Genomic DNA, 15,121 nt, shown 5'->3' on the forward strand with positions numbered 1-15,121 from the left:
GCTGACAATAGGGTTTCTCAGACGATATGCCCGTTGCTACCCCGGCGAATACAGATGATTCGATTTGCCGCCCGATCGGTACGTATTAGTAACTTACTGTTTTACGGCGTGTGTTCTCTCATCCACGATTGCAGCAATTTCGTCCGGCCAATACCACATTCCGAATTCCGCGCCCGTTTTTCGGTAGCGGCCCGCCCAGCGGCGCGTATCATCGTGACATGAGCACCATCCCACTTCCCACTGACGATGAAATGTATCAAGCCCTGTTGCGGTCCGATTCGGAGTACGACGGCCTGTTTTTTGTGGCTGTGAAGACCACCGGCATCTTCTGTCGACCGACCTGCACGGCGAAGAAGCCGTTGCAAAAAAACGTCTCGTTTTTCAGCAATACTGCGGACGCGATTGCCGCCGGTTATCGCGCCTGCAAACGTTGTCGGCCGCTGGATGTGGCGGGGATGACGCCCGCCTGGTTGGACGCGTTGATGGAACAGGTCGACGTCGATCCACTGCGGCGGTGGACCAATCAGGAAATTCGCAGCTTGGGAGTCGACCCGGCCCGCGTCAATCGTTGGTTCAAGGCCAATCATGGGCTGACGTTTCTCAGCTATCTGCGCTGCCGACGTTTGGCGGGAGCGTTGGCGCAATTGTCGGTGGGGGATGACCCGACGACTGTTGCCTATGCTGCGGGTTACGAATCGCTGAGTGGATTTCGCGATGCTTTTCAAAAATGGTTCGGGACGACGCCGGGACAAATCGATAACGGCGGCGCGGTCCTGACCGTCAACCGGATTCCCACACCGCTCGGTCCCATGATTGCCGCCGCCGATAACGATCATCTGCACTTGCTGGAATTCGCCGACCGGCGGATGTTGGAAACGCAGATCAAACGTTTGTCCGCACGATTGAAGTGCCGTTTTCTGCCGGGGGACAATCGGTTGATTGAACAGACCGCTCGTGAAGTCACCGAATACTTCTCCGGTAGCCGCCAAGATTTTAACGTACCGATTTGTCTCCTTGGCACCCCGTTTCAACAACAGATTTGGGAGTTGCTGTTGAAGATTCCCTACGGCGAGACGTCGAGTTATGAACGCCTTGCCGTGGCGGCGCAGAATCCTCGCGCGCACCGCGCTGTCGGTCGTGCTAATGGCGATAACCGTTTGGCGATCATCATTCCTTGTCATCGTGTGGTGCGCAGCGATGGGCAATTGGGAGGATATGGCGGAGGGCTGCGTCGCAAGGAGTGGATGCTGCGACACGAATTCGCGGTCGTGCGTGGAGAGCGGAGCAACGACGGCAACTGATCGGCCCGCCGAGCTTTGCCAGTGCGAAACCAACCTGCGAAGCGACTGTTAAAACACTGGCAGAGCCAGTGGCCCCCAAATTTCTGAGTCGAGATAATCCACTAATCCGCGTGGATCGTATTTTCGACCGAGTTGCAACAGGCGGCTTCGACTTCGTCGAGCAATTGGTCGATGCGAAACGGCTTGTAAAGCACCGCCTTGAGGCCTGCTTGCCGTGCTTTGACGATCGAATGATCGGGGTCGTAGCCGAAACCGGTCATCAAAATCACCGGCAGGTCCGATTGGATATCGCGCAGTTGACAAAAACACTCATAACCGGTCATGTCGGGCAGGCGAATATCGGCCAGTACGGCGTCGTATTGGAAACTGCGGGTCATCAACAACGCTTCGTCGCCGTTGTGGGCGGTCTCCACTTCGCAGCCGAATCGGCCCAACAGTTCGTGAGCCGCTTCGCGGACGCTGTCGTCGTCGTCGGCGACCAAAATCCGTTTGCCCCGCAATTTCGGCCGTTGCGGTCGCGGGGGAATCGAGGGATTTGAGCCCTTGGGCGTAATCGCATCCCCCACCTTTTGGATCAACTGTTTGATGTCGCGGGTGTGTTTCAAAATCCGCTGCAACCGTTCGGTCACTTTCGGTTCGTGTCCGATGTAGCGGTCCAAAACGCGGGCGGCGTCGTTGATCACTTCATCGACCGGCCGAGCGACTTCCCGCAGAATGGCATTGATGCTTTCGCTGGCGGTCGTCATTTTTTCCGCCACCAACAATTCAAGCGTATTTAAAGCGACGGCCACTTCGCGGCTGAACAACTCCAAGAACTGCAGGTCATTCTCAGTGAACGCGCCGGGGCGGGGGCTTTCGACGTTGAAGGTTCCCAGGATTTGATCGTGCAGAATCAAAGGGACGGTCAGGGAACTGCGTGCGTTCGGCGCGCCGGGCAGATACAGCGGGTCGTTGGCTGTGTCTTCGCAGAGATAGCTTTTGCCCGTCGCCGCCACGAAACCGGTCACACCATTGCCTTGGGGCTTGGCATGCAATTCACGATCGGCCGCTAACTCTTCCATCCCGGAAACAAGCAGCGGTTCCAGCCGCTTTGTTGCTTGATCCACCAAACGGATTTCGACCGTTTCAAATTCCAGCAGGTCCTGTGTGTAGTTGACGATTTTGGATTTGAGCAATTCGATGCGATCGTCGACCGACATCTCCAAAATTTCTTGCGGCGCTAAGTCACCCAACTCCAACCCGGCCTGATAGATGGCATTGAGTTTTTGTTGTTGCAACGTCTCGGCCGAAATGTCGCGAACGAGTACCACCACCATGTTCGGCGCGGCTTGTCCCGGCGTGAGGACCGGTGTCGCTTGAACTTGATAGTAAGAGCGCTCGCCAATGCGCAATGTACTTTTTGAAGCGGTCCCCGAACCGAGCGCCGTATGGAACGGACAAAAGTCGGGTCCGAGAATATCGGGGGTCCCAAACACATCATAAAACCCGCGTCCCACAACTTCCGGTTCGTCGGATTCGGCGAGTTGTTGAAAACGCGGGTTACACCAAACAATTTCGAGCGATGCATCGAGCAAGACCAGCCCATCAGGAATCTGTTGTAGAATTCCTCCGTGCTGTAACAACAACGCCGCTGCCGACAGCGCGTCTTTGTCGTCGCAAACCAAGCAGACTCCCGAGACATCGTCCTTGCGAAGTTCGGCGAGGCCCGCTTCCATGGAACCAGGGACGATCGGTTCGTACGCACCTCGGAGTTGGTCGGCCAGTGCACCAACTTGTTGGTTGTCCTCCCCAAGGATTAGCATTCGAGGCGAATGGGCCACTTGTTTTCAGCTCCTGAGCGGTACGGCACGCGATTCTGAAGAAATTATAGAGCGCCACAAGACGCGCGGCAAGCCGAGGACAGGCGAAGTAAACGCGCCGCGGCAAGCTTATGCCCCTTGTTTTCCTGCAGTTTTTTAAGATGCACACGACACTGCCCAGACAATGACGTTCATCACGGTCCACAACAGACAACATAAAAGAATCTAGGGTTCTGTCCAGTCGATTGACCGATCTGCTTGACGTCCGCGGGTCGCTCCTCGAAACTAACGTTTCGCAATTCTGCTAACCCAGACTCCCGGACGACATCGTGAAGACGATTCCCATGACAGGTCACTCAGGCTAGATTTCAAGTTTTGAGATTCCGATTTCCGTTCCCAGCGGTATTCGCCACCGGACTGCCACTCTTAACAATGATTCGAAATCCCTTCGTATTACATCGACAGTACCGACTGAGGTTATCCACTCAGTTCCAGGGGAGTTGCGCGGATTTGTCCGCCCCGTCCTACTGGTCTCAATGTATCACGTTGTTTCTTCTGTTGGGAGCGGCATTTGCCGGGGCAGACGTCACCGCTGCTGAGCAATCCGCCCGACTCAAGGATCGACGTGTGATCCCTGGGGAACTGCGGGGAAAAACGCCCGAAACACTGTTTTTTTTCTCCGCTGCCGACGCCGCGCCTATTCCTCTCAGCAAGATCCAATCCATCTCAAATCAGCGGCCGGTTTCCACTGTCACCGCTCGCGGCGCCTTGCGGCGGATTTCTCTGGTGAGTGGAGAATCCTTCAGTGGTGAGATCGTCAAATGGTCCCCTGACTCTGTTGAATTACGGTTGGCCGGTGATGACCAAGTTTGCACCATTCCCACCGACACAGTCGCCGCGATCTTCCAGCCGCAAGGAACGGTGAATCTCCTCTACGAAGATTTTGAACAGGAACCCCTGCAATGGCCGCCGACTGAAAATCCTCGGCGCGACCCACAGCACAGCCGGTCGGGGAAATTTAGCCTGCTGATATCCAGCGCGGCGCCTCCGCTGCATTATCAATTGCCCACACCCTTTTCGGCCGGACAGGTCGAATTGAGTTTCCATGACTATTCTACCCAGGATGCCGGTTCGATCTGGATTGTCGAGTTCCGTTTCGAGACTCAACTCGGCGAACGCGTGCTCCGCACAGAAATTGGACCGTCACAAAAGGCATACGCTCTCAAAGCGCCGCTCGGGCCTCGGTTCAGCCATCAACAATTGCGCCGCACCGCCGGATGGCATGATTTGCGCGTGCAATTCGATTCGCTCGATACCATGGTGCTCATCGACGACGCCGTGCTGGCCGCCGGACCTGCGATGAAAGGAGTCTTGAAATCGATACGCATCTCTCCCCAAAAGAAAGCCGCAACGGACGCTCAATTGCGGATTGATGATCTGCGGATCACACGTTTCGTTGCCAGCCAACAGACGGAACTGCGTGCGAAGACGCAGGATGTATTGATCATGGCCACGGGAGATGAAATCTTCGGTTCGATTGTGCAGGTCAACGCGACGCAAGTGCGGATGCAGGGGAAATTCGGCGCAGTCGACGTGCCGTGGAGCGAACTGCGGGGACTACTTCGCCGCGAAGCAGAACCAACATTCCCTCCCATGTCGGGTGCGGCGGCCCGGATTCAAATCCGCGCGGCTTCCGCAATTCCCCAGGCGCCTTCAGAGTTCTTAACAGTGGCACTGGAATCAGCGACCGCCGACGAGGTGACTTGGACGCATCCCCTCTTGGGCCGTCAAAGGTGGCCGTGGAAACGAATTCAAAAGATCGAACCGATATTTGTCGGCCAATACCAACTGTTGTTTCCCGGCATTCGGCATTTAGGCGATGAACTGCGACCGCAATTTCGCCGCTCGCACCCCAGTGGAGATCCGCTGTCCGTCGACTTTTCTTTGGACGAATTGCCGACAGCGCCGGTGTATGTCAGTCTCAGCGTTGCCCAATTGGAACCATCCGGTCCAGAGACTCCACCGGGTCGACCGTTTCTGGACGAACTCCGCGCCGGCCACCTCGGCACGTATCTCAGCATCAATGGCCATCCGCAAGGCTCACTGAACGAGCGGATCAATTTCAGGACCGACGTCGATAAACCGGACCGACTCCGCATTCCGATTCCCATCAAAGCACTACAGGTGGGCAAGAACCGAATCGAAATCCGGCAACATCCCTCCATGCGCGACGCGACCGATTTCGACGACTGCGAAGTCTCCCACATTGCCCTGGAAATCGAACGCCCCGCCGCGACTCACTGACCACTTTCGAGTTTCGCGAGGCGGCTTTGAAATTGTTTGGCCAATTGGGGCTGTTGGTGCGCCTCGAAAAATGCAATGCCGCGACGCAACATGGCGACGCAATAGTCGCTCGGCGAGTTGCCGCGATGCGTGGGAATTGTGGGCAAAAACTGTTGGTAGAATTCAACCAATCGCGGATCGGTTCCCGGGACCGTGGCGCAGATCTCTTCTAAGCGGTCGAGCATCCGCGGAACGTAGCGGCCTTCGTCGGCGAATTTCTTGATCGTAAACGCCAAGCCTTCGATCGCGACTTGGGGTTGATCCGCTTTCACAAGGTCATCACTCATTTTCAGCCGAGCCTCGCACGCCAAATCGGGACGCCCCGCGGCTTCGTACATGCCGACCAAACGGTGGTAGGAAGCGAGGCGGTCTTTGGATTGCGGATGATGCGCGATCAGGTCGTCAAAAATCGTCCAAGTGAAATCGGGGTAGCCGGCATAGGTCGTAAAGAACAATTCCAACGAGCGATCCATCTGTCGCGAATGTTTCTTAGTAATCAAACCCTCACGAGACATCGCGGCAAGTGCGTCCCAAGTTTCGGGAAGCCCCGGACACAAGTCGGCGACCTTGCGCAAAAAGACCAATTGTTGCGTGGTATCCAGTTCGGCGCGGTCACGAATCATCGGATAGGCCCGCATCACCAAGGCTGCCTGCCGGTGGGCCTGCGGATTGCTACCGATGACATGCAAACGCAACTCCAGTTCGCGGTCGGTAATTTTCTGATTCGACTGCGGATCATAGAGTTCGCCGACATAGTATTGATCCATCCGGTACCGACCATGCGAGAGTAACTCAAAGTCGATCGACTCCGGGGTGACCCGTTTCAATTCAATCCACATCACCCAGGCATGGAGTCCACCCGAGTTGCCTTCACCCCGCACATAGGCAGCCGGCACACCCAAACTCTTGCCGACCCGAGCTGCAAAATCCGCCTGTTGCGCGCACACGCCGCCCCATTCTTTCAGGTTGGCCAACGTATACTCTTTGCCGTCCATCTTGCAGATGCGGTCATCGGTCTTCAGCATATCCTTATCGTAGGGCACGTCGCCGTAGCATTTGCCCATGCCGGCTCGCTGGGCGAGGTAGTTTGAAATCGCCCATTGGCGTTCCACGAGCGGGGTGCGGTGATTGACCAGATGGGTCAAAAACTCCCACGGCAAATATTGCGCGCGGCCCTGCATGATTTTTTTGGCGTCGACAAAATACCGAAAATTCTCCACAGCGCCCACGAGGTCATCCGGCATCTCCGCATGCACGCGTCGTTGGTGACGTCCGTAATCATAAATTCCCCGGCTGTTTTCATCGTCCCACGTGACGGCAATCGCGATCGCCAAATTGGCATAAGGGATGATCTGTTCGGGGAATTGCTGCTTCAATTCTGCGAACAACTGCAACGCCCGCTCGACATTGTCCGTTTCCGGGTTGATGGCCGTATACAGCAGTTGCTTGATCTTCGCCTGTTCGTCGAGCCAAGCAGTCATCTCGGCATGTTGATCGCCAAAGGCTGCTTGGATCGTTGCTGCTTGAGACTTTGCAAAATAATCCGCATAAGCTTCACGCAGTTCGGGGTATCGTTTGGGCACCAAGAGAAGATTGTCCTCGAACAGCTGATACACGCGATCATCCAATTCCGTTTGCGCTGTATCACCGGCCGGTTGCGTGTCCTCGGTGGAGGGTTTGGTGTCGGGCTGCGGCTCTGGTTCTTTGGCGGGGAAAACTCCCGTGGCAAACGGAGCTTGGAATTGCGTTGTCAATTGCCCGAGTACTTCGGCATCGTCTCCTGCATAAACAACGACCAGTCGCTCGCGTTGGAAAAACCGCAGTTCCGATTCCGTCGCTCCCTCGCCGGCCGGTTGGATCACTTTCTTGATCAAGACCGCTGCCGCCATGCGAGAGACATCATCGCCAAATTCAAAGACCGTGACCGGTTCGTCGTTGAGGGTCACGACCTGGGCCGATCCTTGAATCGGGAGCGGTGAACCGTACTCCTGAAATTGCACCTCACTGCCGGCGGCTCGCCACTGATCGAAAATCCGCTCGGTGGGACTGAGCGGCGCGCGGACGTGAATGTGTGCGACCTCCGTGGTTTTTAGCCCTCCCTCTCCTTCGGACGCTTCAAAAATCACGGTGAATTCGCGGCCCTCATGTTCGGGCTTGGGCGTCCAGCGAAACTCCCCAGTCGCCGCATCAAACTTTGCCTCCGGTGGCGCCCCATCGGCAATCCGCAGTACAAGCTTTGCTGCGGGAATATCCGAATCGTGGGCTTCAATACGAAATTCGAGCGGACGTTCCGACTCCGCTGTGAGAATCTCCAGCGGCGCGATCTTGGGCAGCTGATTCAGCTCCAGTACCTCGAAGGAAAACGAAACTTCGGCCGGTTTCGCCGAGGCATCTTCGGACGAGGCCCGTATCGTGAAGTTGTATTCCCCCGGTCCCTGTTCCTCGGAGGGCGTCCAAGCGAAACTGCCGGCAGCGGGATCAATGGTTGCTCCGGGCGGAGCGGTGACGAGTTCATATTGCACACGACCGTTCCACCCTGCCGGCTTGCCGGCGGCGATGGTGAACGAGATCGGTTGTAACTCCTGCACGATTTCGCTGTTGACGAGCGGCAGTGTCAATTGAGGATCATTGGCCCGCATTTTGTAAAACGCGAATCCACCGATCGCGGCGAGCCCCAGAAACAACACCAGGACCACGATCGTCCCTTGCCACGATTTTTTGGCGCGCCGCGTGGTATAGCTTGGCGGGGCGGCATCAAATTCGAGCGAGGATTTGTCCACAGCCTTTTCCGGCGTGGAGGTCAACACAATGCCGTCCGCTGCCTCTTCCACGACATCGTCCAATGCCGGGACTTCAACCGGATGCCCGCAACCGGGACATTTCATCCGCCGCCCTGCCAAACGCTCAGGAGCATTCAGCTTCTTGTGGCACCCCTCGCAATCGAAAGTGATCATACCGGTGGCGAGCCTTTCCTCAGATGTGCATCATCTTTCAAGTCCAAACATTATCCCTGCATTATGCCAAACTGATTCGATCAAACAACTGCGATATGCAGCGGAAGTATGAGAAGCGGAGAAGGGCACCAGACAGCATCACCCCACCAACCCTCAAGCCTCAAGCCTCAAGCCTACTCCGCCCACCCGGTAGATTTGCTCTTTTCCAGATCACGGGGTATCGTGCTTCGACCTGGAACACGCATCGTGGAGGAGTCGGTGAGATGGATTTTCGCAAAATCGGCGTCTTGAATGCATTGTTGGTTTTCGTGCCGGTGGCGATCGGTTTGAAGTTCGCCGGTGCTCCGGGAATGTGGGTGTTCATCGTGTCGGGCATTGCCATCGTTCCGCTCGCCGGGTTGATGGGCAAAAGTACCGAGATCCTGGCTGACAAGTTGGGAGCCGGTTGGGGCGGGTTGCTCAATGCGACCTTCGGCAATGCGGCGGAATTGATCATCGCCCTGTTTGCCTTGCACCGCGGTATGATCGAAGTCGTAAAGTCCTCGATCACCGGCAGTATCCTGGGAAACGTGTTACTCGTCTTGGGGGCCAGTTTTCTGGCGGGGGGACTGAAGTTTTCGCGTCAGAAATTCAATTCCACCGCTGCCGGCATGTCAGCCACGCTGTTGGCGCTGGCGGCAATCGGGCTGGTCGTGCCGGCAATGTTTCACGTCCATTTGGAGTTGTTTCATACCAAGGCCAACGAGCAGTCCTTGAGTCTCGAAATCGCCGTCGTGCTGTTTGCCGTCTATGTGCTGATGCTGATTTTTAGCTTGGTCACGCACAAACATCTCTATGCGGGGGAACACGACAATGGCCCGGGGGATGCGGACGGATTTGCCACGGTCGAGCCGCATTGGTCCAGTAAAACGGCGTTGTCCGTACTGGTCGGCGCGACCGTATTTGTGGCGCTGATGAGCGAATTTCTCGTCGGCAGCATCGAAGAAGCCCGGCTGGCAATGGGATTAACCGAAACCTTCGTCGGCCTGATCGTCGTTGCCATCGTCGGAAACGCGGCTGAGCATTCCACAGCTGTGTTGGTCGCGCTGAAGAATCGCATGGAACTGAGTTATCATATCGCCGTCGGTTCGGCGCTGCAGATTGCCTTGTTCGTCGCGCCCGTGTTGGTCTTTGCCGGTTATCTTCCCGGTTTTCCTCGCATGAATCTGGTCTTCAGCATGCTGGAAGTCATGGCGATCGTCGTCTCGGTGATGGTGGTGGGGCTGGTCGCCTTTGACGGGGAGTCCAACTGGTTGGAGGGGCTGTTGCTGCTGGCCGTCTATTTGATTTTAGCAATCGCCTTTTTCAACCTGCCCGAACCGGAGGCGCACGAAAATGCCCGCGCGGTCATTGAACAACCGGCGGGCATGCTGTGTTGGATTTTACCAGATTTCGACGGTGACTGGCTGAGTCACGTTTAGGGTATCGACTTGGTTAGGAGTGCAGTCCCGCCACTTCCAGTTGGTCGTTGCTGTCGGATAGGTCGAGTATGTCCACTTCCTGCAGCGTGTCGCATTCGTCTTCTTGCTCAACCGCGTTGTCGCGGCAAGTCACGGCTGTCAGTTCGTAGCAGCCCCGTCCATCGTCGACAAAAAACTGCCGAAACCACATCATGTCACGGACATGCGCCTGAGCATCGTAAAGGCGGATGCCGATGCCCCGTTCGTACCAGTCGTAGAGCAGTCCAAAAAATCCGCTGGGAATGTATTTGACCGAACTCATATCAATGCCGACGCGCTGATGTTTGGCTCCGTCGACCAGCCGAGTGAACATTTCCCGAATCAACGCCAAGTCAGCGCCGTCCCAGATCTCCATATCGCCCATATCCATCACGATGTAGCCGTCACGAGGAAAAGTATCGAGAGACTTGTTGGAAACCATTCTTGCCCGCCCTGAATTAGACCCAAGTTGACTGATGAATGACACCGACAAGTTCTCAAGTAGGCGTCGGCGTCGTGCCCCTGCTGCCAATCAGTTGCAAATAGTGGGCCAAAATGCGGCACCTGCGGAGAGTTTGCGCGTAAGTCATTTCTCAGGAACATCTTGCGTTTTTATATTTATTGCTGCGGGAATTCGCGTCACAGCCGAGTGTGTTGAAATGCAACAACATTTTGGGGTCACATGTCCATAAAAATCCACATACCCATAGCTTCCGCACCGTCCTGCGCTATCGGGCGGGGGTCCTTATTTGTAGTCAACGTCAACGAATGCGACGTGTGAAGCTGGGTGGTTTTGGTAGGGTGTTTCAAAATGCAATTTCTGGATTTTGTTCGCCATTAGTGGGTTCCGGCGACGATGGCAGCAAAGCCTCAGGTGGTTCCTTGGCAGGGTTTGGCTGCAGGGATGCGCTATGTGAATGGTCTTGAAATGATTCTAGGCCTTGCTGCGTCACTGGCTCTTAGATTGGTCACATCACGCTGGCACGCGGGATAAGGTCGCAAGCCCCTCAACGATAAAGCGTTGCCGAGCGCCCCAGGGTGCGGGCGATGAGGTCGTGCGTAATCACCCCGACCACGTCGTCGGCCGCATGCTCGCTGCCGTCGCGGAAGACTAGCGCCACGTCGGCGCCTGTGTCGTCCAAATCGGCGAGGACGTTCGTCAACGAACTTGATTCCTCGACAAAGACGCAGCTTTTTCCAGGTTGAACGCCGCGCACGGTGTTGCCTTCGCACTGGACTACAAACGTTCCGTCGGGGGCTGCTTCCGTGGGGACGGAGTCGTCGTTGGCTGTCGTTGTGGAAAACTCGGTTGTCATCGCCTGTTTGGCCGTCAGTGCGGCGGGCATATCGGACATTAGGCCTTCGGGGACGTTATGCCCGCGGCGGAGCAGCTTTAAGGTGTAAATACTGGGTGACGAAATCCGCTTGCGGACTGTCCAGGCGATGCCGACTGTGAGCAGAATGGGGACGACCGCGTCGAGGTCGCGGGTCATTTCGAACATCATAATGCTGCCTGTGGCGACCGCACCTGTTGTGCCGCCAATCATGCCGGCCATGCCGGCGACGGCGAAGATCGAAGGTTCGACGGGAAATCCGGGGTCGATCCAACGCACGATCGTGCCGAGGCAGCCTCCCAGGCAGGCACCGATGAACAGGCTGGGGGAGAAGACGCCTCCTGAAGCTCCGGAGCCTAACGTTAAATTCGTCGCTACTAATTTGAGCGCAACGAGCAGTAGTAGAAATCCGGGTGCTTCGAGAGTGTTCTGTAAGACATCCTGCACCGTGGCGTAACCGACACCTTGTATATAGTAGTGGCCGGCTTGATTCATCAGCAGCCACATGATCACGCCCACCGTGAGCATGCCCAGCATGTGCCGTGTGTAGTAATTGCCGGGCATTTTGTCGAACAGGTCTTCGGTCCAATAGATCGATCGCACAAACAGGGCCGAAGCCAGACCGATCACGATGCCGAAGACGACCAGTAGCGGAAACATGGCCCAAAACAGCGGATGCCCCGAAGGGTGTTGAATGGTGGGGACGTCGAATGCCGGGTTCATACCTAAGAATTCGCGGCCAATCCAGGTTGCCACTGCCGTGGCGATGAAGACCGGTAGCACCGATTTTGCGCGGATCGAGGTCATCATCAATTCCATCGCAAACAGCCCGCCACCGATGGGGGTATTAAAGGTCGCTGCAATCCCCGCTCCACCGCCGGCGGCGATCAAGGTCACGCGTTGGTGCGTCGGCATGGGAATGAGTTGGCCGAGGGAGGATCCAAAAGCGGCGCCAATCTGAATAATCGGGCCTTCACGACCGACCGAGCCGCCACTGCCAATGGATAGCGCTGAGGCACACGATTTGACAGCCGCCACGACCGGACGAATCGCCCCTTTGCCGTAATAGACAGCATCCATCACTTCGGGAACGCCGTGCCCCTTGGCTTCGGGAGCGAATGTTTTGACTAGAAAGGCAACGCCGACAGCACCGAGCACGGGCACCAGAATGATCCAGGCCCCCCAGGGAGAAGGGGTCGGTGTGTGGATGTTGGCGTCGTATTGGTAGGAGAATGTGCCCAAAAATAGCAGATTGTGAACGATGGCGATCATGCCCCGAAAAATGACAGCTCCAAAGCCGCCAATTAACCCGACCGCCACAGCGAGCAGTGCCATAATCCAGATTGATAAGGGCTTCGGTGTCGTCGAATCAACAAGATTGGTCATTCAAGCAATCCTTTGGCAAGGCTGCGTCGCCAATTGCGGAGACGCAAATGGTTCCCGGAAACGCCATCGTCGGTGAATTCAATAAGATGACTACGGTATACCGCGAACGCACTATACCGCATCATCGCAGGCGGTGCGACGGTTTTCATTCAAATGGAATCGGGACATCCACGCACATGAATTTGCGAGCGGGTGTGTGCTTTGAGCTCACTGCGTGACCGGTTCTTCTTCCGGATCCACTGCCTCCGACCAAGTTCCTCCCAGGTCGACCAGGAGGCGTTCCACTGAAGTCATCTCCTCGCGCTGCTCAAGAACAGACCGTGCCAAGGCGGGTTTGTCGGTGATCAGGTTGTCGACGCCGCGACCGATCATGGTCGACATCATGAGTGGATCGTTCACCGTCCAGGCAAAAACCTGCTTTTCGCGGCCGTGCGCAGTCTGAATGAAGCTCCGGTCGGCCATTTTTAGGTTGACGGCAAAGAAATCCGCGTCCAGCCGCGTCAGGTCCCCTTTGGCCACGGCTGTCAGCAGTCCGACAGTCCATTGCGGGCGGAGCGACTTCATCTTGGCCACCATCGATTGTTCCAGTGACATGACAATAATGTCGTCCTGCATTCCATGCTCCTCGACGATTTCGGCGACGCGTTCTTCTAGGCGGTCGTTGTGGCCGTAGAATTTCAACTCGATGTTTACGCGGATTTTACCTTTCGCGAGCGACAAAACTTCTGCCAAAGTCGGGACGCGTTGGTCGCTGAACTTTGAGTCAAACCAACTGCCGATATCCGCTTTGCGAAGTTCCTCAGCGGTCGCGTTCCAGATTTTCGTGCCTGGTCCGCCCAGCTTTTTGAGGTCGCTGTCATGCACTACGACAACCACGCCGTCGCGGGTTTCCTGTACATCAATTTCGGCATAATCGGCGCCTTGGTCAATGGCGCCTTGGATCGATGCCAGTGTGTTTTCCGGGGCTACGGAGGAAGCTCCCCGGTGAGCGGTGATTAAGGTATCCTCCTCGAATTGAACGCTCTGCAGCAGTCCCGCCCCGATAGCGCCGGCGACGAGCAGCGCTAATAGTGAGCCAAACACAAGCCGTCGCCGAGTCAGTTTCAGTAGAAAGCGGGCCGCACGCGACTCTTCCTGATAGGTCACCGTTGCGGTTTGGTGGTCTTTGCGATCCAGCGTTTGATAGAGCCCGACGAGCATGACGGCAAACGTAGTGGTGCTTAGTAGTGTCGAGGCGAAGTTGACGACCGTTCCCAGCAGCAAGATCCCGCCGGCGGCGATCAACACCAGCGCCAAGACGCTCCCCGCTGCAATGATCAGCAAAGTGCCGATTCCTCCGACGATTGCCGCTGCGATCAGTGAAATCCCAAAGTTGGCGGCCCCCCAGCCGACAATCCAAGCCACGATCGTTTTACGGCGCCCGGCGGCCAATTTGCCGCTCAGGGAAAGGGCTGCGGAGGGCGAAACGTGTTCGAACAGTAGTAAGGGCAGGGTGTAGATCCAGCCCGAGACCATTCGCACGAACACAGCCAGGAAAGCAGCGCCAATCACGGCTCCCAGAGCGAGAGCTGCGAGGAATTCCGGTGGTTTCTTGGTGAGGTAGAAGTTGATGTCGTATTTCGTGAGCAAGCTCCAGTAGACGATCCCGGCGACGGCTAAAAACGGGACTGCTGCCAAAATGGTCCAAACGACCATCCGCCCGGTGAGTCGCAGGACCGGCCATGCATTGCGGGCGGCAATTAACAGGGCTTGGCGGGTCGTCAGCCGTTGGGAGTCAGTGCGGAAATGCACAACCGCCGCCAAGGCGGATTGCTCCAACGCTAGAATTGCGACCCAGATGGCTCCGAGGACAACGATGGCGATCCCTCCCGTGGGGCTTAAGAGGAAGGCCAAGATGTCTTGATCGGCGAGGACTTTGCGTCCGGAGAAGGCAACAAATCCACGAAATAGCGCAGCTGCAATTGGTACCAACGCAACAAAGGCCAGCACCTTAAAAGCTATATCGGTGATGGCCAGGCAGCTCCAATTCTGGCGGAACAAACCAATCAGACTGCGAAGTCGAGGCGTTGTTGTGGGCTTCAAGACGTGCTTCCTAATGAAATTGTCGAGGAGAGTGCGACAGTATTCTGGGGCTGTTGTGTATTATGCAGGCCTGGGAGGCAAAAAACGAATGGAAACTGGCTGGTTTTTACCGGAGTGAGTTCGGGGGCGGCGGTCGTTGGTCAGCCAAGGGAGTTGCCCAGCGAGATTTATAGGGGGAACCAGTGAACCTGTGTGAGGAATTGTGTGTCTTAGCGTTGCTCCTGCTGGGCAAGAGGTGGTGGAGAAATCGGGTTGTACTGCTTGTTGAGCAGGTGGAACGGTCCATTTTTAAGTTTTTTGGTTTGAAGCAAGCGAGGCCAGTTGACAAATTATGGGGGGGCGATATATTGGCTCCCCCACCAGTAAGTCATTGCTTACAGCGTTCGCGCTGAGGCCGCTGGTTGACTGGTGTTTTCGGTCCAGCAAAGTGCTGGGCGGCTGATG

At 56.3% G+C, this 15,121-nt stretch carries 8 protein-coding genes; 3 read left to right on the plus strand and 5 right to left on the minus strand.

Going from position 1 to position 15,121, the window contains the following annotated elements; translation table 11 throughout:
• Positions 1–218: 218 nt before the first annotated feature.
• Positions 219–1,301, plus strand: a complete 1,083-nt coding sequence (locus tag Mal52_RS03930; protein ID WP_197534645.1) for a bifunctional transcriptional activator/DNA repair enzyme AdaA — start codon at positions 219–221, stop codon at positions 1,299–1,301.
• A 101-nt stretch (positions 1,302–1,402) separates the two neighbouring features.
• On the opposite strand, the gene Mal52_RS03935 is transcribed toward Mal52_RS03930, so the two are convergent.
• Complete coding sequence (locus Mal52_RS03935; RefSeq protein ID WP_231962522.1) at positions 1,403–3,121, minus strand: hybrid sensor histidine kinase/response regulator; 1,719 nt, start codon at positions 3,119–3,121, stop codon at positions 1,403–1,405.
• A 489-nt stretch (positions 3,122–3,610) separates the two neighbouring features.
• On the opposite strand from Mal52_RS03935, the gene Mal52_RS03940 reads away from it, so the two are divergent.
• Positions 3,611–5,404 carry a hypothetical protein gene (locus Mal52_RS03940; protein WP_145374424.1) on the plus strand — a complete coding sequence of 598 codons (1,794 nt, stop codon included), beginning with the start codon at positions 3,611–3,613 and terminating at the stop codon, positions 5,402–5,404.
• Here Mal52_RS03940 and Mal52_RS03945 read toward each other — a convergent pair.
• The gene (locus Mal52_RS03945) at positions 5,398–8,397 is read right to left on the minus strand and encodes an Ig domain-containing protein (RefSeq protein WP_145374425.1); all 3,000 of its coding nucleotides are present in this window, start codon (positions 8,395–8,397) and stop codon (positions 5,398–5,400) included. The two genes, Mal52_RS03940 and Mal52_RS03945, sit on opposite strands and share 7 nt — an antisense overlap.
• A 263-nt stretch (positions 8,398–8,660) precedes the next feature.
• Between Mal52_RS03945 and cax the strand changes: the two genes are divergently transcribed.
• On the plus strand, positions 8,661–9,857 hold the full coding sequence (gene cax, locus Mal52_RS03950) for a calcium/proton exchanger (protein ID WP_145374426.1): 1,197 nt from the start codon (positions 8,661–8,663) through the stop codon (positions 9,855–9,857).
• Between the two features lie 13 nt (positions 9,858–9,870).
• On the opposite strand, the gene Mal52_RS03955 is transcribed toward cax, so the two are convergent.
• The 3 genes from Mal52_RS03955 to Mal52_RS03965 all read right to left on the minus strand — a co-directional run bounded on the left by Mal52_RS03955 (position 9,871) and on the right by Mal52_RS03965 (position 14,677).
• Positions 9,871–10,317, minus strand: coding sequence for a hypothetical protein (locus Mal52_RS03955; protein WP_145374427.1), 447 nt, complete (start codon positions 10,315–10,317; stop codon positions 9,871–9,873).
• 565 nt (positions 10,318–10,882) lie between these two features.
• Entirely contained in the window at positions 10,883–12,595 is a 1,713-nt protein-coding gene (locus tag Mal52_RS03960; RefSeq protein WP_145374428.1) for a chloride channel protein, read from the minus strand.
• Positions 12,596–12,802: 207 nt separating this feature from the next.
• The gene (locus Mal52_RS03965) at positions 12,803–14,677 is read right to left on the minus strand and encodes a glycerophosphodiester phosphodiesterase (protein ID WP_145374429.1); all 1,875 of its coding nucleotides are present in this window, start codon (positions 14,675–14,677) and stop codon (positions 12,803–12,805) included.
• Positions 14,678–15,121: the final 444 nt, after the last annotated feature.

Origin of the sequence: Symmachiella dynata (assembly GCF_007747995.1) — a bacterium.
GTDB classification, from domain to species: Bacteria; Planctomycetota; Planctomycetia; order Planctomycetales; family Planctomycetaceae; genus Symmachiella; species Symmachiella dynata.

What these genes read in the sequence shown, in the direction of transcription:
- Mal52_RS03930 (WP_197534645.1), top strand. Translation starts at nt 219, where the DNA reads ATGAGCACCATCCCACTTCCCACTGACGATGAAATGTATCAAGCCCTG.
- Mal52_RS03945 (WP_145374425.1), bottom strand. Translation starts at nt 8,397, where the DNA reads ATGATCACTTTCGATTGCGAGGGGTGCCACAAGAAGCTGAATGCTCCT.
- cax (WP_145374426.1), top strand. Translation starts at nt 8,661, where the DNA reads ATGGATTTTCGCAAAATCGGCGTCTTGAATGCATTGTTGGTTTTCGTG.
- Mal52_RS03955 (WP_145374427.1), bottom strand. Translation starts at nt 10,317, where the DNA reads ATGGTTTCCAACAAGTCTCTCGATACTTTTCCTCGTGACGGCTACATC.
- Mal52_RS03960 (WP_145374428.1), bottom strand. Translation starts at nt 12,595, where the DNA reads ATGACCAATCTTGTTGATTCGACGACACCGAAGCCCTTATCAATCTGG.